The organism is Actinomycetota bacterium, assembly GCA_040881665.1.
Taxonomy (GTDB): domain Bacteria; phylum Actinomycetota; class UBA4738; order UBA4738; family HRBIN12; genus JBBDWR01.
Genome location: JBBECT010000005.1, coordinates 114,381 through 135,155 on the forward strand (window position 1 = coordinate 114,381; position 20,775 = coordinate 135,155).

Genomic DNA, 20,775 nt, shown 5'->3' on the forward strand with positions numbered 1-20,775 from the left:
CGTACGCCGTCCCGATCGTTACCCCAGGACGGGGACGTCCACCGTCTCCGACAGCCACTCGTCCTGGATCGCCTGCAGCTCTCCCGAGTCGCGTAGCGACGTAAGGGCCTGGTTCACGCACTCGACGAGCGGGTTGTCCTTCTCGAAGGTGAGGCCGAACTGCTCCTCCTCCACGACGTCGGGCGTGCTCTCGAACTGACCGACGACCTCGGCCTTCGGGATCTCGACGGCGGTGATGAAGAACGCGGTCGGCAGGTCCACGACGATCCCATCGATCTGACCGTTCTCCAATGCCTGCTTCGCGGCGCTCGTGTCGTCGAAGACTGCGGCCTCATCGTCCGGCACGATGACTTCCTCGATGAACGTCAGGCCGGTCGTCCCGATCTGCGCGCCGAGCTTGGCGCTCTGGAGTTCCTCGAGGGTCTCGGCGTCCTGCAGTGGCCCGTCGTCCAGAGCGATCAACGCCTGGTTCGCGTTGTAGTACCCATCGCTGAAGGTCACGGCCTCGGCACGCTTCGGGGTGATCGAGATCTCCTGGATCGAGAAGTCGTAGTCCTTCGGGCCGGGCGCGTAGGTCTTGTTGAAGCCTTCCTCGACCCAGACGACCTCGTCCTCGGTGAAGCCGAGCTCGTCGGCGAGCGCGTACGCGAGGGCGCTCTCGAAGCCCTCACCGCTCTCGGGAGAGGGGTCCTTCCAGTCGCTGCCGGCGACGCTGCCCTGGAACCAGGGCGGGAACACGGGGTTCGAGGCCGCGATCGTGAGCTGGCCGTCCTCGAAGAGGTTGAGGGAGTCCTTCTCGCACGAGGCGGCCGTCGTCGCACCGGCGGTCGGCTGGTCTTCGGCTCCGTCGTCATCCTCCGCACACGCGGCGAACACCAACGCGCTCACGGCCAGGACGGCCAGCAGCTTCCTCATCGTCTCTCCCCCTCGATCGACGAGCCCTCGACTCTCCGAACCCCTCGACCCGACGCGTTCTCGGCCGGTTCGAGGCCGGAGCGTAGCACACGCCCTTTCGTACGCAGCCGCAGGTCAGCAGGGATGCAGTGGACGTATCGGTCCGCCTCGCTCGGTCAGCGGTTCGGCTCCCAGCGGAAGAATAGGGAGGCGATCACGACCCCTCCGATCCCCCAGGCCGCGACGACCAGCAGATCGGTCCAGGAGAAGGGGGTTCCCAGGAACGCCGCCTGCATCGCGGCCGCGAAGGGACGTACCGGGAAGGCCTTACCGACCCAGTCGATCCAGGCGGGAGGATCCTGGAGCGGGATGAACACGTCGGAGACGAACAGCAATGGAAGGATCGACGCGTTGATGATCGCCGGCGCAGCGTCCGCGTTCGGAACGATGCAGGTGATCGCCAGCCCCAGGGCGGCGAACGCGGCGGACCCGACCAGCAACGAGGCAGCGAACCGCAGGAGGTCCCCACCGCCCGGGAGCTGCGCGTCGTAGACGAGGCTGCCGAAGGCCGCGACGATCCCCACCAGGATCAGCGCCACGAGGACCGCGTGCAGGATCCGACCCAGGAGATAGGACCAGCCGGGCATCGGTGTGCCGCGCGTCCGTTTCAAGATCCCTTCGTCCCGGGCGAACGTGGCGCTGATCGCGATATTCGTGTAGCAGGCCGAGATCACCGAGAACGTCGCCATGCTCGGGATGTAGAACGTGGAGGTCGAGATCATCTCCCCGCCCACCCGCACCTCGCTGTTCCCGAACAGCGTCGTGAAGATCACCAGGAACATCAGGGGGAACGCGAAGGTGAAGAACGCCGATGCCGGGTTCCGCCAGAAGGCCTTGTTCGTGTACACGGCCTGCCGGAGGGCGAAACGCGCTCCGGTCACGACTCCGTCACCTCGTCCCCGCCGGTGATCGCCAGGTACACGTCCTCGAGACTGGGTCGCGACACCTCGAGCACCTCGAACCGAACCCGATGCTCGCTCGCCCACCCGGTCAGTTGATGGAGCGGACCGACGGGATCCTCGACCTCGGCGAGGAAGGCACCGTCGGGTGCGGTCCGCTGTCCGATCTGCGGGAGTCCCGCGGCCGCGATCCCCGCCGGGAGCCGGAACCGGATGTGGGTCTTCGCCGTGTCGCGGCCTCCCAGCGTGTCGGGCGTGCCTTCGGCCACGATCGAGCCTCGGGCGATGATCGCGACACGGTCGGCGAGGTACTGCGCCTCGTCCATGAAGTGGGTCGTGAGGAACACGGTCTTACCCAGCTCGGCGAGGCTCTTCACGATCTCCCACGCGTTGCGGCGCGCGCTCGGATCGAAGCCCGTCGTCGGCTCGTCCAGGAACAGCAGCTCTGGATCGCCGGCGAGAGCGATCGCGACGTCGAGCCGTCGCTTCTGCCCGCCGGACAGTTTCGTCACCTTCACATCGCGCTTCTCGGTGAGACCCACGAGGCGGATCACTTCGTCGCCATCGCGTGGCGCGGGGTACAAGCCACGGTAGAACTCCACCGTCTCGCGCACGGTGAGGAAGGCGTCGACACCGGTGGATTGCAGCACGATCCCGATCCGAGACTTGAGCTCCGCATCCGCTCGTCCGGGGTCGCGGCCGAGCACCTCGATCTCACCGGCGGTCCGCGGACGGAACCCCTCGAGGATCTCCGTCGTGGTGGTCTTGCCCGCTCCGTTCGGCCCGAGCAGGGCGAAGACCTCCCCCCGCGCGACCTCGAACGAGATCCCTCCGACCGCGTCGAGCTCCCCGTAGGTCTTGCGCAGATCTCGGACGACGATCGTCGGACCTGCGGCGGCGTCGGCGCTTCGGCTCATCGCCGCCCGACGCTACCGGCGTCGTCCGGGCGAGGCAACGCGGCGCGTGGGGCGTAGCCGAGGCGCTTGTCGACGACGTTGTGCAGGGGTTCGTCCGAGAGCCAACGGTCGAGGTTGTCGAGGAAGACGCCGACCACGGCTCGCTCCCAGCCCACGACGTCGCCCGACATGTGCGGCGAGACGATCACGTTGCGCATCGCCCACAGCGGGCTGCCGTCGGGAAGCGGCTCATCCGCGAACACGTCGAGCGCGGCCCCCGCGATCCGACCGGCGTCGAGGGCCTCCACGAGCGCGTTCTCGTCGACGGTCGTTCCCCTTCCGATGTTGATGAACCGCGCGCTGCGACGCATCGCCGCGAACGCTCGAGCGTCGAACAGCCGATCGGTGTTCGACGCCCCGGGCAGCACGTCGACGACCCAGTCGGCCTCGCCGAGCCGTTCGAGCAACTCGTCCCGACCCCCGATCCGCTCGAACACCGGGTCGGCCTCGCGCGGGGTTCGTGCGATGCCCTCGACACGCATCCCACAGGCACGACCGAGTCTCCCCACCGCGGAACCGATCGAACCGGCACCCACGACGAGGAGCCGCGTACCGGCGAGCAGCTCCGAGTGGCGGTACGCCCAGATCCCCTCGCGCTGATGGTCGATCGTGCCGATCAGGTCCTTGGCGAACGCGAGCAGCAGCCCGAGCGTGTACTCGGCCATCCCCTCGTCGAAGACCCCTCGCGTGTTCGTCACCTCGACGTCGCTCTCGACCAGTGCGGGGAACAGCAGCGCGTCCACACCGGTCGATGCCGACTGGATCCACCGCACGCGTCGGGCGTTCGGCCACGCGCCCTCGAGCAAGGCCGCTTCAGCGCGCCAAGCGAACACGGCGTCGGCCTCGGCGATCAGGGAGGCGACGTCATCCGCCTCGGCAGCGGGTACGAGCCGAACCCGCTCGGCGACCGTCTCGAGACCGGGTGCCGGGTCGTCCTCGGTGACCCCGGCCACCAGGATCGTCCGGTGGGACCCCTCGCCGGCCTCGCTCACAGGGGTCGTCGTCCCCGGTACCCGGACTCCGGCGGATGCCAGAAGCCGACGCGCTGCTCGTCGGAGCGCCAGCACAGGAACCCGGCGCGACCCTGCACCTCGGCCGGGAAGTCAACGAGACCGTTCTCCGGATCCCGGAGCAGCACACCCTCGGCCGCGAGGTGCTCGACCTCACGTCGCAGCGTCGTGATCGCCTCGTAGAACGCGCTGCCCTCGGTCCCTCCGCCGTCTCCGGCGACGCGTTCGCGCACCAGCTCTCCGTGTTCGATCACGACCGTTCGCGCCGCCTTGATCCGCTCGAGCCGAGGCCGAAGATCGTCGATCGCGGCGTTCGCCTCGTCGGGGGTGAACAGCCGCTCGCTCATGCGAGCCCGATCGCGAGCGGCAGATCGGCCATCGACGCGATCCGCGCCGAAGCGGCATCGGGGTAGCGGCCGCGCCGGTCGATCAAGACCGGGAACATGCCGAGCTCGCGCGCCGGCTCCACGTCGAAGGCCGGGCTGTCTCCGACGTAGACCGTCTCCTCCGGCCGGACCCCGGCTCGCTCGAGCGCGAGCCGGAAGATCGCGGGGTCCGGCTTCTCCACACCTTCGATCCCGGAGATCACGCGCACGTCGAAGAACCCCGCCACCCCGAGCATCTCCAGCAGCCGCTCGAGCCACTCCTCGAAGTTCGAGATGACCCCCAACACGATCCCGGTGGGCCGCAACCGTTCGAGGATCGGCACCACGTCGTCGAACAACGCGTAATTCGACAGGTCGGTGAACTCTCGATACAAGGTGTCGTGGAGGCCGTTCGCGGCCGGGATACCGAGCTGGTCGAGGAACGCCTCGTACACCGAGTGCCAGAACGCACGGGAGCGGCCGGCCGTGGTGGTCCACAAATCGTTGTCCGCGGCCGCCGCCGCGAAGCGGTCGACGATCACGTGGACGTTGTCGTGCACCTGTCGCTCGGAGACCTCGATCCCCTCGCTCCGCAGGACACTCGCGAACAGGTCCGGGAACGACGGATGCGGGTGCACCAGGGTCTCGCCCGCGTCGAAGAACACCGCTCGGTAGGTCACGAAGCGATGATAGCGGCGGAAGCGTCACACCTCGGTCGCGGCTCGTACCTGCAGGTCCCGCCAGAGGCGCTCGACCTGTCGCTCGAGTTCGTGGAGCGTGCCGCCGTTGTCCAGCACGACGTCGGCCTGTTCGGCCTTGTCCTCGAGCGGGAGCTGCACTGCCAGTCGCCGTCGGACGTCCTCCTCGGCGAACCCGCGTGACTCGACCATGCGCCGCACCTGGATCTGGTCAGGTGCCGTCACGACGACGAGCAGATCGACGTCGTCGTGCTGCTCCATCTCGATCAGCAGCGGCGAGTCGATCACCACGATCGCGTCGGAGTCGCGATGGGCCGCTGCCCCCGAGGCGATCGCCTCCCGAACCACGGGATGCACGATACTCTCCAACTCGCGCAGCCTGACCGGGTCGGAGAACACCTGCGCGGCGAGTCCGGCACGATCGAGGCTGCCGTCCGCGGTCCGCAGCCCCTCCCCGAAGCGCTCGAGCACCTGGTCGAACCCCGGGGTTCCCGGCGCGAGTGCCTCGCGGGAGAACGCGTCCGCGTCCAGGACCACCGCGCCCCGCTCGACGAGCATGCGGGCAACGGTCGACTTCCCGGAACCGATCCCGCCGGTAAGGCCGACGAGCAACATCGTGGTGGCCCGTCGTCAGTCGGAGCGGCCTTCGCGCCGCTTCAGATCTTGGAGGATCGACTCCAGGGAGACGTCGGCCTCGGTGGGGCTCGGCTCGGGACGCGAGTCGGGGGGTTTGGTGGCCGGCTCCGACGCTGGGGGCGCCTCCGGCTTCGCGGGGGGTGCGGTGGGTTCCGCGGGGGGTGCGGTGGGTTCCGCGGGTGCTGGAGCCGAGGCGCTTTCCTCCGGCGAACTCTCCTCGGCCGAGGGGCTCTCGTCCGCCGCCCCGTCGGTCGCGGCTTCCGTGTCGTCGATGGCGGTGTCGGTGTCGGTCTCGGTGGCAGCCGGAGAGGGCTCACCGGCCGGGTCGCCGGTCTCCTCCTCGATCTCGGTCTCCGCGACCGCGACCGGCTGGCCGCCGACCTGGCGCATCGACAGACTCACGCGCCGGCGCTGTACGTCGACATCGATCACCTTGACCCGGACCTGGTCGCCGACCGACAGAACCGCCTCTGGAGACTCGACGTGGCCCTCCGCGAGTTCGGAGATGTGCACCAGACCTTCGATCCCGTTCGCGACGCGGATGAACGCGCCGAAGGGCACGAGCTTGGTGACCTGACCGTCGATGATCTCCCCGGCCTCGTTCGTCCGTTCGAACTCCTTCCAGGGGTCCTCCTGGGTGGCCTTGAGCGAGAGGGAGACCCGCTCGCGATCGAGATCGACGTCCAGGACCTCGACCTCGACCTCCTCGCCAACCTGGACAACCTCGCTGGGATGGTCCACGTGCTTCCAGGACAGCTCGGAGACGTGGACGAGCCCGTCGACGCCGCCGAGATCGACGAACGCACCGAAGTTCACGATCGAGCTCACCGTTCCCTTCCGACGTTCGTTCTTCTGGAGGGACTCGAGGAACTTCTTGCGCCCCTCGCTCTGCGACTCCTCGAGGAAGGCGCGGCGCGACAGGACGACGTTGTTGCGGTTGCGATCGAGCTCGATGATCTTGCACTCGAGCTCGGTACCGACGAACGGATGCAGGTCACGCACGCGGCGAAGGTCCACGAGCGACGCGGGAAGGAACCCGCGCAGACCGATGTCGAGGATCAGGCCGCCCTTGACCACCTCGATCACCGGGCCGGTGATCGTCTCGCCGGACTTCATGACCGCTTCGATCCTGCCCCATGCGCGTTCGTACTGGGCACGTTTCTTCGAGAGGATCAGGCGGCCCTCTTTGTCCTCCTTCTGGAGCACGAGGGCCTCGATCTCGTCCCCGACCTTGACGACCTCGTTCGGGTCGACGTCGTGACGGATCGACAACTCCTTGGAGGGGATGACCCCCTCGGACTTGTAGCCGATGTCGAGCAAGACCTCGTCACGGTCGATCTTGACGACGACGCCGTCGACGATGTCCCCGTCCTTGAAGTCCCGGAAGCTCGCTTCCATCGCCTGGATGAGCTCTTCGGGTGTGTAGTCGCGATCCTCCGGTACCGCCGGCGCCTGCATTGCCGGCGTGCCTGGTTCCTGTCCCTCGATGTCCGATCAGCCCCTTCCTGCACACACGGTCTCGCCCCCTCGGCAGGTGTGGAGCCGCAACGGAGAGGGCGAGGTGGTCGTGCGGCTCAGAGATGGTAGTCGGGCGCCGGAAGCGCCGTCAACGCGCGTGGGAGCCGAAACCGCAGGTCAACGGCGGTCGCTCCCCGATCGGACGCGGGGGCGCGCTCGTGCCCCACCGTTCGCACGAAGTCCCGCGTGCTCCCGGACCGTCTTCAGTGCCCCGCGGGAGCAGCTTCCTCCCAGGTCGGCCCCCATCCGATGTCCGCGCGAAGGGGGACGTTCAGGTCGGTGGCAGCCTCCATCTCCCGCTTCACGAGCGCGGCGGCCTCCTCGACCTCGTCGGCGCCGACCTCGAAGACGAGCTCGTCGTGCACCGTCAGAAGCATGCGCACATCGAGATCGTCCCTCGACTCGAGGGCGCGGTCGACCCGGATCATCGCGAGCTTGAACACGTCGCTCGCTCCGCCCTGGATCGGGGCGTTGAGGGCCATCCGCCGACCGAGGTCGCGCAGACGAGGGTTCGCGGCTTGGAGCTCGGGGATGTAGCGCCTGCGGCCGAGCATCGTCTCGGTGTAGCCGTCGGCCGCTGCCCTGGTCACCTGCTTGTCGAGGTACTCCTTGATCGAGGGGAAGCTGGCGAAGTACGCGTCCATGATCTCGGTCGCCTCGTCCGGCGTGATCCCGAGCCGGGACGCGAGTCCCCATGCGTTCATCCCGTAGGCGAGGCCGTAGTTGACCATCTTCGCCCGCGAGCGCAACGACGGGTCCACGGCGTCCTCGGGGAGATCGAAGACGCGCGCCGCGGTCGCGGTATGGATGTCCGCGTCGCTCTCGAACGCGCTGCGCAGCCCCTCGTCGCCGGTCAGGTGCGCGAGGATCCGCAGCTCGATCTGTGAGTAGTCCGCGACGAGCAGCACCTGCCCCGGCTCGCCCGGAACGAACGCTCGGCGGATCTGGCGGCCGAGCTCGGATCGAACGGGGATGTTCTGCAGGTTGGGATCCGACGAGGACAGCCGGCCGGTCGCGGCCCCGGTCTGATTGAAGATCGTGTGCACGCGTCCGTCGCGCGGGTCGACCTCGCGCGGCAGCGCCTCGAGGTAGGTGGAGTTGAGCTTGTCGAGCTCGCGCCACTGCAACAGGGCGTCGACGATCGGATGCTCGTCGCGCAGCTTCTCGAGAACGCTGGCGTCGGTCGAGAGTTGCCCCTTCGGGGTCTTCTTCCCCGGCTGCAGACCGAGCTCGTCGTAGAGCACCTCGCGCAGCTGGGGCGGTGAGTTCAGATTGAACTCTCGTCCCGCGTGTTCGAAGACCTCCGCCCGGAGGGTTGCCATGCGGTCGCGTACCCCCTCGGCCATCTCCTCGAGATAGGGCACGTCGAGCTTGACCCCCCGCGCCTGCATCCGCGCCAGGACGGTCGAGAGGGGGAGTTCGACGTCGACGAGCAAGGGTCGAAGACCGGCACGCTCGACCCGCTGCTCCATCTCCGGTGCGAGCAGCGCGATCGCCGCTGCCTCGGCGGCGGGTCTTCGCCACCCGTCCTCGGAGAAGAGCTGGCCGCTCGCTCCCGGGCCTCCGTCGTCGTCGATCGGCGAGAGCAGATCGGTCCCGAGGTACCGCTCGGTCATCAACGCGAGCGGATAGGTCCCCTCGGCCGGATCCAGCAGGTACCCCGCCAACATCGTGTCGAACGCCACGCCGCCGAGGGTTCCCCCGGACGCGAGGATCGTCGTCTCCGCCTGTTTCGCATCGTGGAGCCATTTCGCCGAGCTCGCGTCACCGAGCGCGGCGCCGGAACGACCGAGGTCGTCCTGCGCGCTGTATGCGGCCTGCCCACCACCGACCGAGACGGCGATACCGAGCAGGTTCGGCCCCGATCCGTCGATCTTCACCGCCTTCGGCTGCATCGCCTCGAGCAGCGTCGCGACCTCGTCCGCGCCCGCGTGCCGAAGGTCGAGCTCCGCGACTTCGACCTTGGGCTTCGCGCCGTGTCCGATCTCTTCGAGCCGCTCGAGGAGGGAACGGAACTCCAGAGAGGTGAAGAGCCTGCGAACCTCGTCGAGGTCCCACTCCCCCATGCGGCAGTCGCCCGGTTCGAGCTCGAGGTCGAGGTCGGTGACGATCCGGGCGAGGTCCTTGTTGAGCGTGAGCCGATCGAGCGACGCTTCGACGTTCTCCTTCTGCTTCCCCTTGAGCTCGACCGTGCGACCGGCGAGCTCCTCCACCGACCCGAAGGTCTGGATCAGCTTGGAGGCCGTCTTGTCACCCACGCCGGGCACTCCGATGATGTTGTCGCTCGGGTCCCCCTTCAAGGCGACGAAGTCCAGGTACTTCGAGGGCGGCAGCCCGTAGCGCTCGTCGACCGCGGCTTCGTCGTACCGCACGATGTCGCTGATCCCCTTCCGATTGAACATCACGTTGAGACCGGGTCGGACGAGCTGGAAGAAGTCCCGATCCGCGGTGACGATCGTGACGTCGATCCCTTGCTCGACCGCCCGTAAGGCGAGCGAGCCGATCGTGTCGTCGGCTTCGTGACCGTCGTCCGACCCGATGACCGGGACCGCCAGCGTTTCGAGCACCTCGTCGATCAAGCCGAGCTGCTCGCGGAACTCGTTCGGCGTCTCCGCGCGTCCAGCCTTGTAGTCCGCGTACTTCTCGAGGCGAACGGTGGGTGCGCCGCGGTCGAACGCCACCGCGATCAGATCGGGCCGTTCCTCGGTGAGCAGCTTGATCAGCATCGATGTGAACCCGTACACCGCGTTCGTGATCTGCCCGGTGCTCGTCGCGAGCGTCGTGGGGAGCGCGAAGAACGCGCGGTAGGCCAGGCTGTGGCCGTCGAGGAGGAAGAGTCGCTGCGGCTCGTCGGCGCCGGCGATCGTGCCGGAGGCGGAGGAGGAGCTCACACGATCGATACTAGCCGTCCGCCGCCACACCGCCGCGGCCCTCGGAGCGCGGCGGGTCGGTAGCGGGGACGGGCAGCCTCGCCCGCACCCTGCATCCGCGACCGGGGGAGGACTCGATCTCCAGCCGTCCGCCCGCCTGCTCTGCGCGCTCGCGCATCGCGATCAAACCGATGTGTCCCGGGCGAACCGCGACGTCCGATCTCGGGTCGAACCCGCGTCCGTCGTCGCGCACCTGGAGTTCGACCTCGCCGTCCCGCCAGCCGATCGCTACCTCCACGTGTCGTGCATCAGCGTGCCGGCGCGCGTTCGTGAGGGCCTCCTGTGCGATCCGATACGCGACGGCGAGGACATCGGTCGGCGGGGCGGGACTCCCGAGTTCGTCGCGCACCTCGAAGCTCCACCCGTCTTCATCGTCGGTCCGCTCGAGATACTCCTGGAGCGCGGACCCGATGCCACCCTGCTCCAACGCGTGGGGCCGCAGCTCGAACAGCAACCGGCGGAGCCGATCGATCGCCTGCTGGACCGACGTCGCGAGTCGTTCGAGCTCCTCGCGATGCGCCCGATCTTGTGCGTGACCGGCGAAGGTACCGAGGCGGATCCCCACCGCGGTCATCACCTGGAGCGAATCGTCGTGGATGTCGGCCGCGATCCGCCGACGCTCCTCCTCTTGCACTTCGACGAGGCGTTCGAGGAACTGCTGCCGCTCTTCGCGAAGCAGTACCTGTTCGGTGACATCCTGCGTGAACCCGACGATACGGCGGATCGTCCCGTCCTCGTCTCGCTCCGGTCGGCCCTCCGCATGGACGTACCGCACCTCGCCCTCGGGACCGAGGATCCGGTAGTCCAACGAGCCCGACTCCCCCGCGAGGGCTCTGGCGTTCGCCGCCTCGAGCAGCCCCATGTCGTCGGGATGCGTTCGCGCGAACGCGTCGGCCACGTTCCCGCTGAAGGTTTCCGGGTCGTAGAAGAACAACCGGTACAGCTCGTCGGACCACCACAGTTCGTCGGTAGCGAGGTCCCAGGTCCAGCTGCCGACGTGGGCGATGCTCTGGGCGCGCGCGATGTCGGCCTCCTGTTGGAGACGGTGTTGCCGATCTGCTTCCAGCTCGGTCGCGTCGTGGAGCACGGCGAGGATGTGCGGGCCGTCGGGCAGATGCAGCAGCCGCATCGATGCGAGGCCGAGCTTGTCGTTGCCTACCGCGTCGCGCGCCCGCACCGGATAGTTACGGACGAACCCTGTCGCACGAAGCTGCTCGATGATCGCGGCCCGGTCCTCGGGATCCGCCCACGCATCGTCGGTGGAGTTCCGCGCGAGCACCTCCTCCCGTGGGAAGCCGACGAGGGAGCAGAAGGCCTCGTTCACCGCGACGTATCGACCGTCGGAGACCCGGGTGAGGATGACCGGTGTCGGCACGAGCTCGAGCAGCTCGTCCGCCAGCGCATCCGAGAAACCACGGACCGCCGGCCCGTTCGCACCCGACGGGCGCGGGGCGTCCTCTGGCCGCCGCTCACTCATGTTCATCGGACCTTCCTCGATCGACCTCCCGGTACCCGAACCCTACCGGCGGGACGGGGAGCCTGCGACGACCTCGAGCACCGGCCGGGGGCGGCGCTGCGCATCCTGGCTACGATGTGCGGATGCAGAAGGACTCGCATCCCCACGCCGCCGCGGAATACCTCGAGGCGCTGTACGAGATGGCCGAGGAGAGCATCCCCACCGTGCAGGCCCGCCTCGCCGACTGGATGGGCGTGTCCCGAGCCTCCGTGTCCGAGGCCGTCAAGCGGTTGACCCGCGACGGACTCGTGGCGACGAACGGGCGCGAACTCACGTTCACGCCCGAGGGAGAGGCGCTCGCGCGCGTGCTCGTTCGCCGGCACCGTCTCGCCGAGCATTTCCTGATCCGGATCATCGGGCTCCCGTGGCACAAGGCGCACGAGGAGGCCGAGCGCTGGGAACGGGTCATCTCCGACGACGTCGAAGCGCGGATGGTCGAATTGCTGAACGATCCCGGAGCGTGTCCGCACGGCAACCCGATCCCGGGATCGGCCAACGAAGTCGACTACGAGAACCTCGTCGCACTGAAGGACGTTCCGAGCGGCGACACCGCGACCCTCCGCCGCCTGACCGAGGACCTCGAGCTCGAGCTCGAGGTGATGCGCTTCTTCGAGGAGTCCGGTCTGATGCCCGGCGCCACGATCGAGGTGCGATCGGTGGCGCCCGACGGGACGATGTCCCTCCAGGTCGCCGGCGCGCCCGTCGCGCTCGGCTCACACCTGTCCGACAACCTCTGGGTCGAGCGCTAGCCACACTCCCGATCTGCGGGTCACACGTCTGGGGTTGCCACGAATCCGATCTGATCAGTAGGATTTCGGTGCCCTGAACGGTTGGCGTTCGGGTGGCCTGACAAAGCAGGTCTCTCACCCGTACGGAAGGGGCCGAACATGTCCGGTACCGCCAAACGCCTGCTCCTCGCAGTCTGCCTGTCGGCGCTCGTCATCGCCGGCTGTTCGGATGGGTCCGACGACCGCCCCGACGCAGGCGCTGACACACGGGACGAACGTCCGACCCTCACCGTCTACACCGGTCGGGAGGAGGAGTTCGTCGCCGACCTGTTCGACGAGTTCACCGAGGAGACGGGGATCGAGACGGAGGTCCGGTACGGGGACTCGGCCGAGCTCGCGGCGACGCTGGTCGAAGAAGGAGACGCCTCACCGGCCGATGTCTTCTTCTCCCAGGACGCCGGCCCGCTCGGAGCCGTCGACGAGGCTGGACTCCTGGATCTGCTTCCCACCGAGATCCTCGACCGGGTCGACCCACGGTTCCGCGCGGACGACGGCGATTGGGTGGGAACGTCGGGACGCGGCCGCGTGGCCGTGTACAACACCGAGACGGTCGATCCGAAGGACCTGCCGGATTCGATCTTCGGGTTCGCCGATCCCGAGTGGAAGGGCCGGCTCGGCATCGCCCCGACCAACTCGTCGTTCCAGGCCTTCGTCTCGGCGATGACCCTCACCGAGGGTGAGGAGACGACTCGCAGATGGCTCGAGCAGATCATGGCCAACGACCCGACGTTCTACGAGGACAACGGTGCCACGACCCGTGCCGTCGCGGCCGGGGAGGTCGACGCCGGCCTCGTGAACCACTACTACAAGTACGAGGTGCAGGCCGAGGACGGCAAGCTGCCGATCGAGAACCACTACTTCGAAGCAGGAGACCCGGGAGCGATGATCAACACGGCCGGCGTCGGGGTGCTTGTGTCATCTGATGCGCTCTCGGAGGCCGAGGCGTTCGTGGACTACCTCACCTCCCCCGCCGGGCAGGAGTACTTCGCGACTCGCACGTGGGAGTACCCGACGGTTCCCGGCAGCGGGGTCGAGCCGGTGGAGGGTCTGATCCCTCTCGAGCGTTTCCGCGGTCCCGACATCGATCTGTCGGATCTGGGCGCGCAGCTGCAGCCGACGCTCAACCTGCTCGCAGAGGTCGGGATGCTGTGACCGCGTGCGCTCGGACCGACCTCCACCCCCCGGGCAAGCCGGCGCCGAGGTGAGCGAGATCGCCGCGAGCGACGGAACCGGACGCCGGGCCGAAAGGGCCCGGCGTCCCCTCCCTCCGCTGCTCGTCCTGGCGGCCGGCGCCGTGGCGATCGTTTTGGCCCTTCCCTTGCTCTATCTCGGGTTGCGTGCGACCGAGGCCACTGCGCAGAGCTGGGATCTGATCCTCCGCATGCGAACCGTCTGGCTGACCGTCCGCACGCTCGGCCTCGCGGTCGCGGTGACGGCAGCCACCGGTCTGTTGGGTGTGACGGCCGCGTGGCTCGTGGTGCGGACCGACCTGCCGCTGCGTCGTGCGTGGGCCGTGCTCTTCGCGCTCCCGCTCGTGTTCCCGAGCTACGTCGGGGCGTTCGCCTTGCTGTCCGCGCTGGGACCCCGCGGACTCGCCCAGCAGCTCCTCGCGGGGCCGTTCGGAGTCGACCGCCTGCCGGACATCGGGGGGTTCCCGGGAGCGTTCCTCGCGTTGACCCTGTTCACCTATCCGTACGTGTACCTGACGACCGCGGCTGCGATCCGAGGGCTCGATCCGACCCTCGAGGAATCCGCCAGGATGCTCGGACACGATCGCTGGCGTGTGTTCCGCCGCGTGACGCTGCCGCTGCTCCGCCCGGCGATCGCCGCCGGGGGGTTGCTCGTGGCCCTGTACACGCTCCATGACTTCGGGGCGGTCTCGCTGATGCGCTACCAGACCTTCACGCAGGCGATCTTCCTGCAGTACCGGGCCGCGTTCGATCGCACCCCGGCGGCGATCCTCTCGTTGATGCTGGTGGGACTGGCACTGATCGTGCTCGTGATGGAGCAGCGCGCTCGCGGGCGCGCGCGCTACTACCGGTCGGGTCCGGGGGCGCTGCGGCGCTTGCGTCCCGCACCGCTGGGCCGATGGCGGCTCCCCGCGTTGGCGTTCTCGGGGGTGCTCGTGTCCCTGGCGCTGATCCTGCCGGTCGCCGTGCTCGTCTACTGGCTCGTCCGCGGACTCGACGCCGGGACGCCGCTCAACCTCACCCTCGGAGCGGCCGGCAACTCGATCCTGGTGTCGGGGGGTGGGGCACTCGTGGCGTTCGCCATGGCCGTGCCCGTCGCGATCCTGGCGGGTCGGTTCCCCGGACGGCTCGCTCGGGGGATCGAACGCGTTTCGTATGCTGGCTATGCCTTACCGGGACTCGTCGTTGCCTTGTCTCTGGTGTTCTTCGCGGCCAACTACACGCCCGCGATCTACCAGAGCCTCCCGTTGGTGATCGGAGCCTACGTGGTCCTGTTCCTCCCACAGGTGAGCGAGCCGCTCCGCGGAGCGATGCTGCAGATCGATCCGTCCCTGGAGGACGCCGCCCGCACCCTGGGACTGTCCAGGGGCGGCGTGCTGCGCCGTGTGGTCCTTCCCCTCGCGGCTCGCCCGGCGTTCGCGGGGATCGCCCTGGTGTTCCTGACCGCGATGAAGGAACTCCCCGCGACCCTGCTGCTGCGGCCCACCGGCTTCGAGACCCTCGCGACCAGGATCTGGACCGGCGCGTCCGCCGGCCTCTACTCGCGTGCGGCGGCACCGGCCCTGCTGCTCCTTGCCATCTCCGCTGTGCCGCTGTTCCTGTTGGCGGGACGGATCGAGGTCGAGGAGGTGCGGACGGGATGAGTTCGATCGAGACGCCGGCCGTCGCCTGTCGACTGGTCCGGAAGCGGTTCGGTGGCACGATCGCCCTCGACGGGTTCGATCTGGAGGTGCGTCTAGGGGAGCTCCTCGTCCTGTTGGGTCCCAGCGGGTGCGGCAAGTCCACCGCGTTGCGCTTGATCGCCGGACTCGAGCGACCCGACGGCGGTTCGATCGACGTGGGAGGCCGCACGGTCGCGGGTCGCTCCTGGGTCCCGCCCGAACGTCGCCGGATCGGGATGGTCTTCCAGGATTGGGCGCTGTTCCCGCACCTGGACGTGCGTCGCAACATCGCTTTCGGGCTCAAGCGGGGCGCCGACGCCGACGCGCGCGTCGATGAGGTGCTCGCCCTCGTGCGCCTGCAGGGACTCGAGGATCGGATGCCCGACGAGCTCTCGGGCGGCCAGCAGCAGCGTGTGGCCCTGGCCCGAGCTCTCGCTCCTTCCCCGGAGGTGCTGCTGCTCGACGAGCCCTTCTCGAACCTGGACGCGCAGCTACGGGCCGAGCTCCGGGGAGAGATCCGTGATCTCCACCGCCAGACCGGCACCACAGCGATCTACGTCACCCACGACCAAGAGGAGGCGCTCTCCCTCTCGGATCGGATCGCGATCATGGCCGACGGAAGGGTGCTTCAGACCGGATCCCCCCACCAGATCTACGCGGCCCCGATGGACGAGAGCGTGGCCGCCCTGATCGGTCAGTCGAACGTCTTGGAAGCGACCGTGTCCGGGGGCGTCGCCGCGACCGTTCTCGGCCCGGTACCCGCACCCGGACAGCCCGACGGTCCGACGCGGGTGCTGCTGCGCCCCGAGACCGTGGTGCTCGAGCCGGATCCACTCGGGGATGCGCGCGTTGCACGTGTCGAATTCTACGGTCACGATCAGATGGTGCGCGCGCGTCTGGCCAACGGCACGACGATCGAGGCGCGACTGATGGGTTCACATCCCGAACTCGTGGAGGACGCGACGGTTCAAGTCGCGCTCACCGACGTTCCGACGTTCTTCCCGTTCCGCTCGTCACCCGAGAGCGACCAACACACACTCGATCCAACATCGTGAAGACGTGACGACTGCTCTTCGGACACGTCGTTCATGTCACTCTTTCTCTCGCGACACGGAGACGAGCGCTAGCTGCAGTTTGGGCTCTTTCACGTTGCAGGACACGGCATGACATCAAGTTGACACACCTTGTGCCGCTGGCTAGTGTTCGCTCCGGTCCCGGGCGGAAACGGGAACCCGAGACGTGAAGTCGGCGTCACGACGACGGTCATCGGCACACGACGGGGTTCGCCTCTGAGGGAGCCGGACGGTCGCTGAGGCGGCGTTCGCGACACGGGAGAGCGCCGAAGCCCGGGCCCCGCTTGACGGGTCGGAGTGACCGAGTAGACAACGCTCGCGTATGGGGAAGGCGTGAGCGGCTCCAAAGGTCCTCCGGCCCGTCTTTCTTCTCCCTCGGTGAGAGCACCGCGTCGCGAACCCTCCGAAAGACACCACCCGGGAACGATCGACGCTACAAGACGGCGTCGAGGAACCGCTTCGTCTCCGGCTGCTGGGTGTGATTGATCAACGCGTCGGGTGTTCCCTCTTCGAGGACCATGCCCTCGTGGAAGAACAGCATCCGATTCGCGACCTCGCGAGCGAATCCCATCTCGTGGGTAACCACCATCATCGTCATGTGCATGTCCGTCGTCAGCGAGCGCATCACCGCGAGGACCTCCCCGATCAGCTCCGGGTCGAGCGCCGAGGTCGGTTCGTCGAACAGCATGACCTTCGGTTCCATCGCCAGGGCCCGGGCGATCGCCACCCGCTGCTGCTGCCCCCCGGAGAGCCGGATCGGGTGCTGGTCCGCCTTGTCACCGAGGCCCACCTTGTCGAGCAGCTCCCGCGCGATCGCCTCGGCGTCCGGTTCGGCGATCCCCTTCACGGTGACCGGACCTTCCATCACGTTCTGGAGAGCCGTCATGTGGGGGAACAGATTGAACTGCTGGAAGACCATGCCGGTCCGGACCCGGAGTTGGCGGATCCGCTCGCGCTTCTCCCGGTTGCGGTGCCCGCCCTGCAGCCGGATCCCGTCGACCTCGACCGTCCCCGAAGTGGGGTCCTCGAGGAAGTTGACACATCGCAGCAGCGTCGACTTTCCCGAGCCCGATCTCCCGAAGATCACGACGACCTCACCCTCGTCCACCTCCATGTCGATCCCCCGGAGGACCTCGAGGTCGCCGAAGCGCTTGTGGAGGTCCTCCACCCGCACGACCGCCTGCCCGTTGGGCCGGTGGCTCACGTCCGGCCTCCCCCTTCGATCCGAAGCGCGCCCTCGTCGACGGCCGCCGGGCCGGGAACGGTGGTCGCGCCGTGACCGGCGGCCTTGACCTTCTCGATCTCCTCACGGACGTAGCCCTTGCTCATCCGTCGCTCCAGCCGAGCCTGGAAGAACGTGAAGATGATCGTGAGGATCCAGTACATCCCTGCGACCAATAGGAACGCTTCCATGTTCCGAAAGTCCTGGGTGCCGACGACCTGGGCGCGCTTGAAGATCTCGTACCACCCGATCGTCGAGGCGATGAAGCTCACGAGCGCCGTGTCCTTGATCATCGCGATGAACTCGTTCCCGGTCGGCGGGATGATCACGCGGACCGCCTGGGGCAAAACCACTCGACGCATCCGCTGGCGGTAGGTCATCCCGAGCGCCTCGGCCGCCTCGCCTTGCCCGTGGCTGACCGACTGGATCCCGGCGCGGAAGATCTCGGTCATGTACGCGCCGTAGTTCAACCCGAGTGCGAGGATCCCCCCGAGCACCGGGCTGATCACGAGGAGTTGGTACGTATCGCTGGTGATCAGTTCGCGGTCGAGGAGATTCACTCCGATCTGCGGAAGTGCGTAGTAGATCAGGAAGATCTGCACGATCAACGGCGTGCCACGGAAGAACGATGTATAGAACCCGCTGATCCCGTAAGCGATCGCGTTCTTCGACAATCGCCCGAGCGCTCCGAGGAGGGCGAGGACGATCGCGAGGATGATCGAGATGATCGTGATGAGGATCGTGATCCAGATGCCCTTGGCGATGAACTGCCAGTTGTCCGACATCCAGGTTGTGTCGAACCCGGCGAGGAGGAACCCGACACCCAGCAGCACGAAGATCCCCACCCAGACGACCGCGACCTTGATGCGGAACGGGATCCGCGTCGTCCTGCGGGTGGTGAAGTCGTGCTCGGACGCGGCCGGCGGGGGCGGGCCTCCCGGCCCGACCCCCGTCGACGCGTCGGTGCTCATCCGGCCGTGTCCGTGGTGATCAGGAATCGACCTTCTTCGTCAGGTCCTCGCCGTACCACTTGTCCGACAGCTCCGAGAGCGTCCCGTCCGAGTGCATCTCCGCGATGATGCTCGAGACCTCCTCGTCGAAGCTCGTCGTGTCGAGCGAGGAGCCCTTGTCGGTCGCGGCCGCCAGCGGCTCGTAGAACACGGGCTCGCCCAGGACCTTGATCGGCGCTCCCTGGTCGATCGCTCCCTGGATCGTCGGCAGGGCCGAGCTGGCGGCGTCCAGCCTCACGCCGTCGCCGAGCTCCAGGTCCTTGATCGCGAGCGAGTCCGTCGAGTACGTCACGATCTGCGGGTTCTCGACCGGGAACGTGATGTCCTCGCCGGGGATCACGAGCTTCCCCTGGAGCCACACGTCGTAGGTGCACGCCTGGCATACGCCGATCTTCATCCCCGACAGCTCCTCGACGGAGGTGACCGAGGAGTCCTCGTGCACGGCGACCGCCGCCGGCGTGTAGTAGTAGGGCTCGCTGAAGTTCAGAACCTCCGCCCGCTCCGGGGTCACGGTCATCGACCCGACCGACAGGTCCCAACGGTCCTGCCAGTTCCCGCTCGTGAGGACGTTCCACGACGGGGTCTTCCACTCGATCTCGACGCCGAGCCGGTTCGCGATCTCGGTGGCCGCGTCGATGTCGAAGCCCTCCCACTGGCCGGTCGCCTCGTCGTAGGAAGACTGGGGCGGGTACTGCGGGTCGGTGGAGACGCGGAGCACACCGTCGGCCTTGACCTTGGCGAGGAGATCGTCCGCTTCGCCGCCGCTGGTCTCGGTGCTATCGGTGGTGCCCGGGTCATCGTCGTCGCCCCCGCACGCCGCCGCGACCAACGTGAGCGCTGCGAACAGCGCTACGAGCCAGATCCATCGCCCTCTACGCATCGTTCCCCCTTCGAAGCCGTCCGCGTCCGACGCAACACCGCGCCTGCCGAGCACTACGAGCACTATAGGAGTGCCCCCGCCGCTGAGCAACGCAATGGGGTCCGCGAGGTCCGGGCGTCGGCTCCGGGACCTGAACCGCTGGTCAACCGCCGGATCGACCGGCGGGCGCCCACCGACCACCGATCACGCGCGACCGCTGGATCAGGGCCTGTGTGGAGGGAAGACGTCGGCCGTCCGAGGTGAAGGCGTAGCGACCTCCGAGCCCGACGCGCGGCCCCAGCGCGGCAAGCTCCGCCGCGACGGCTGCCCGGAGCTGCTCGGCCGATCGATCCCCCTCGGCAACCGCCGCGGCCATCGCATCGACCAGCAGGTTCGTGGCGTCGAAGCCCTCGACGGCGTACGGACCGGGGGCTACACCCGCGTCGAACTGGAAGTCGTTGACGAACCGCTGCGCGTCGATCGATGTGCTCGTCAGCAGGTCGATGCAGGCGCAGGTGCCCATGCTCCTCTCTGCGGCCCCCCCGGCCGTCTCGATGTAGGCGTCGGTCCTGGCGGCGTCGGTGGTGGCCACGATCACCCTGCGAAGGCCGCGCTCGGCGAGGAGCGAGCGGAGGGTTCCCCCCACGACGGGTCCCCCGGTCCATACCGCGACCCGACACCCGGAGGAGCGAAGCGTCTGCACCACCGGTTCGAGCGCGTCGGGCTCCGGGACCTCGTCGTCGGCAGGCAGGTCCACACCGGTCCGCACTCCGGCCCCGCGCAGCGACGTGTACAGCTCGGGCATCAAGCGGCCGCCTCCCGACGGACCGGCGACACACACTGGGCCGCCCCGGGCACGCTCCCGGACCCACTTCGCGAGCGCACGGGCCTGTGCCCCGGCCGGGGGGACGAGCCGGCGCCATGTGCCGTCATCGGGAAGCGAGACGCCCGGCGCCAGCACCGCCACCGGCATATGCGCGGCCGCCATCGCGGTCAACACCGCACCGGACGGGTCGGCGAACGGACCGATCACAGCTCCTACGACGGCCGGATCGGCCACAGCATCCTGAACGGCCGCGAGGGCCAGCTCGGGATCCTCGGTGAGATCGATCAGCTCCGTCTCGACCGTCGGAAGCCCGCCACGCCCGCTCCGCTGTTCGGCCGCCAGTTCCATACCGTCGAACGCCGGCATGTCGAGCGATCGGGAGATCGACGGGGGCAGATCGGCGAGGAACACGAGTCGGACCGGCTCGTCCGCGACCGCCGTCGGGATCGAGGGCCCACCGCCGGGTCCGTTCCCCGCCGAGGTACAGGCGGAGAGGACGGCGACGACGAGGGCGATCACCACCCGCCACGACGGGGCGGTCCGCCGGACGGCGGCTTGTAGGCTTGGTGCGGCTCCGCGCCGGGATGGCGGAACTGGCAGACGCGCGGGACTCAAAATCCCGTGGGCTTCGGCCCGTGAGGGTTCGACCCCCTCTCCCGGCACG

General features: G+C 68.3%; 18 protein-coding genes and 1 tRNA gene. 5 read left to right on the forward strand and 14 right to left on the reverse strand.

Annotation, left to right across the window (positions count from 1 at the left end; translation table 11 throughout):
- Positions 1 to 18 precede the first annotated feature (18 nt).
- The 10 genes from WEF05_06280 to WEF05_06325 form a co-directional block, all read right to left on the reverse strand.
- Positions 19 to 915, reverse strand: coding sequence for an ABC transporter substrate-binding protein (locus WEF05_06280; protein MEX1101491.1), 897 nt, complete (start codon positions 913 to 915; stop codon positions 19 to 21).
- 155 nt (positions 916 to 1,070) lie between these two features.
- Positions 1,071 to 1,835, reverse strand: coding sequence for an ABC transporter permease (locus WEF05_06285; protein ID MEX1101492.1), 765 nt, complete (start codon positions 1,833 to 1,835; stop codon positions 1,071 to 1,073).
- Positions 1,832 to 2,770: an ABC transporter ATP-binding protein gene (locus WEF05_06290; GenBank protein MEX1101493.1), complete on the reverse strand. Its 939-nt coding sequence runs from the start codon at positions 2,768 to 2,770 to the stop codon at positions 1,832 to 1,834. Before WEF05_06290 ends, WEF05_06285 begins: the two co-directional genes overlap by 4 nt.
- Positions 2,767 to 3,801, reverse strand: coding sequence for a D-2-hydroxyacid dehydrogenase (locus WEF05_06295; GenBank protein ID MEX1101494.1), 1,035 nt, complete (start codon positions 3,799 to 3,801; stop codon positions 2,767 to 2,769). The genes WEF05_06290 and WEF05_06295 overlap by 4 nt, the downstream gene beginning before the upstream one ends.
- Positions 3,798 to 4,166 carry a DUF2203 domain-containing protein gene (locus tag WEF05_06300; GenBank protein MEX1101495.1) on the reverse strand — a complete coding sequence of 123 codons (369 nt, stop codon included), beginning with the start codon at positions 4,164 to 4,166 and terminating at the stop codon, positions 3,798 to 3,800. The genes WEF05_06295 and WEF05_06300 overlap by 4 nt, the downstream gene beginning before the upstream one ends.
- Complete coding sequence (locus WEF05_06305; GenBank protein MEX1101496.1) at positions 4,163 to 4,864, reverse strand: HAD-IA family hydrolase; 702 nt, start codon at positions 4,862 to 4,864, stop codon at positions 4,163 to 4,165. The genes WEF05_06300 and WEF05_06305 overlap by 4 nt, the downstream gene beginning before the upstream one ends.
- 24 nt (positions 4,865 to 4,888) lie before the next feature.
- Positions 4,889 to 5,497: a dephospho-CoA kinase gene (gene coaE, locus WEF05_06310; GenBank protein ID MEX1101497.1), complete on the reverse strand. Its 609-nt coding sequence runs from the start codon at positions 5,495 to 5,497 to the stop codon at positions 4,889 to 4,891.
- A gap of 15 nt (positions 5,498 to 5,512) precedes the next feature.
- On the reverse strand, positions 5,513 to 6,976 hold the full coding sequence (gene rpsA, locus WEF05_06315; GenBank protein ID MEX1101498.1) for a 30S ribosomal protein S1: 1,464 nt from the start codon (positions 6,974 to 6,976) through the stop codon (positions 5,513 to 5,515).
- A 263-nt stretch (positions 6,977 to 7,239) separates the two neighbouring features.
- On the reverse strand, positions 7,240 to 9,927 hold the full coding sequence (polA, locus tag WEF05_06320; protein MEX1101499.1) for a DNA polymerase I: 2,688 nt from the start codon (positions 9,925 to 9,927) through the stop codon (positions 7,240 to 7,242).
- Between the two features lie 10 nt (positions 9,928 to 9,937).
- Entirely contained in the window at positions 9,938 to 11,443 is a 1,506-nt protein-coding gene (locus WEF05_06325) for a PAS domain-containing protein (GenBank protein ID MEX1101500.1), read from the reverse strand.
- A gap of 122 nt (positions 11,444 to 11,565) precedes the next feature.
- On the opposite strand from WEF05_06325, the gene WEF05_06330 reads away from it, so the two are divergent.
- The 4 genes from WEF05_06330 (at position 11,566) to WEF05_06345 (ending at position 16,176) form a co-directional block, all read left to right on the forward strand.
- The gene (locus WEF05_06330; GenBank protein MEX1101501.1) at positions 11,566 to 12,231 is read left to right on the forward strand and encodes a metal-dependent transcriptional regulator; all 666 of its coding nucleotides are present in this window, start codon (positions 11,566 to 11,568) and stop codon (positions 12,229 to 12,231) included.
- Between the two features lie 138 nt (positions 12,232 to 12,369).
- Complete coding sequence (locus WEF05_06335; protein MEX1101502.1) at positions 12,370 to 13,422, forward strand: iron ABC transporter substrate-binding protein; 1,053 nt, start codon at positions 12,370 to 12,372, stop codon at positions 13,420 to 13,422.
- A gap of 49 nt (positions 13,423 to 13,471) precedes the next feature.
- A complete protein-coding gene (locus WEF05_06340) occupies positions 13,472 to 15,103 on the forward strand; it encodes an iron ABC transporter permease (GenBank protein MEX1101503.1) in 1,632 nt (543 codons plus the stop codon).
- A complete protein-coding gene (locus tag WEF05_06345) occupies positions 15,100 to 16,176 on the forward strand; it encodes an ABC transporter ATP-binding protein (GenBank protein MEX1101504.1) in 1,077 nt (358 codons plus the stop codon). Before WEF05_06340 ends, WEF05_06345 begins: the two co-directional genes overlap by 4 nt.
- A gap of 451 nt (positions 16,177 to 16,627) precedes the next feature.
- Here WEF05_06345 and WEF05_06350 read toward each other — a convergent pair whose 3' ends face one another.
- The 4 genes from WEF05_06350 to WEF05_06365 form a co-directional block, all read right to left on the reverse strand.
- On the reverse strand, positions 16,628 to 17,398 hold the full coding sequence (locus WEF05_06350) for an amino acid ABC transporter ATP-binding protein (GenBank protein ID MEX1101505.1): 771 nt from the start codon (positions 17,396 to 17,398) through the stop codon (positions 16,628 to 16,630).
- A complete protein-coding gene (locus tag WEF05_06355) occupies positions 17,395 to 18,387 on the reverse strand; it encodes an amino acid ABC transporter permease (protein MEX1101506.1) in 993 nt (330 codons plus the stop codon). The genes WEF05_06350 and WEF05_06355 overlap by 4 nt, the downstream gene beginning before the upstream one ends.
- A 19-nt stretch (positions 18,388 to 18,406) precedes the next feature.
- On the reverse strand, positions 18,407 to 19,306 hold the full coding sequence (locus WEF05_06360; GenBank protein ID MEX1101507.1) for a transporter substrate-binding domain-containing protein: 900 nt from the start codon (positions 19,304 to 19,306) through the stop codon (positions 18,407 to 18,409).
- Between the two features lie 142 nt (positions 19,307 to 19,448).
- Entirely contained in the window at positions 19,449 to 20,633 is a 1,185-nt protein-coding gene (locus WEF05_06365) for an ABC transporter substrate-binding protein (protein ID MEX1101508.1), read from the reverse strand.
- 56 nt (positions 20,634 to 20,689) lie between these two features.
- Between WEF05_06365 and WEF05_06370 the strand changes: the two genes are divergently transcribed.
- Positions 20,690 to 20,773, forward strand: a tRNA-Leu gene (locus tag WEF05_06370).
- Positions 20,774 to 20,775: the final 2 nt, after the last annotated feature.

Excerpts from the sequence above, each read along its gene's own strand:
- WEF05_06280 (MEX1101491.1), bottom strand. The coding sequence starts at position 915 with ATGAGGAAGCTGCTGGCCGTCCTGGCCGTGAGCGCGTTGGTGTTCGCC.
- WEF05_06290 (MEX1101493.1), bottom strand. The coding sequence starts at position 2,770 with ATGAGCCGAAGCGCCGACGCCGCCGCAGGTCCGACGATCGTCGTCCGA.
- WEF05_06300 (MEX1101495.1), bottom strand. The coding sequence starts at position 4,166 with ATGAGCGAGCGGCTGTTCACCCCCGACGAGGCGAACGCCGCGATCGAC.
- coaE (MEX1101497.1), bottom strand. The coding sequence starts at position 5,497 with ATGTTGCTCGTCGGCCTTACCGGCGGGATCGGTTCCGGGAAGTCGACC.
- rpsA (MEX1101498.1), bottom strand. The coding sequence starts at position 6,976 with ATGCAGGCGCCGGCGGTACCGGAGGATCGCGACTACACACCCGAAGAG.
- WEF05_06325 (MEX1101500.1), bottom strand. The coding sequence starts at position 11,443 with ATGAGTGAGCGGCGGCCAGAGGACGCCCCGCGCCCGTCGGGTGCGAAC.
- WEF05_06330 (MEX1101501.1), top strand. The coding sequence starts at position 11,566 with ATGCAGAAGGACTCGCATCCCCACGCCGCCGCGGAATACCTCGAGGCG.
- WEF05_06335 (MEX1101502.1), top strand. The coding sequence starts at position 12,370 with ATGTCCGGTACCGCCAAACGCCTGCTCCTCGCAGTCTGCCTGTCGGCG.
- WEF05_06345 (MEX1101504.1), top strand. The coding sequence starts at position 15,100 with ATGAGTTCGATCGAGACGCCGGCCGTCGCCTGTCGACTGGTCCGGAAG.
- WEF05_06355 (MEX1101506.1), bottom strand. The coding sequence starts at position 18,387 with ATGAGCACCGACGCGTCGACGGGGGTCGGGCCGGGAGGCCCGCCCCCG.
- WEF05_06360 (MEX1101507.1), bottom strand. The coding sequence starts at position 19,306 with ATGCGTAGAGGGCGATGGATCTGGCTCGTAGCGCTGTTCGCAGCGCTC.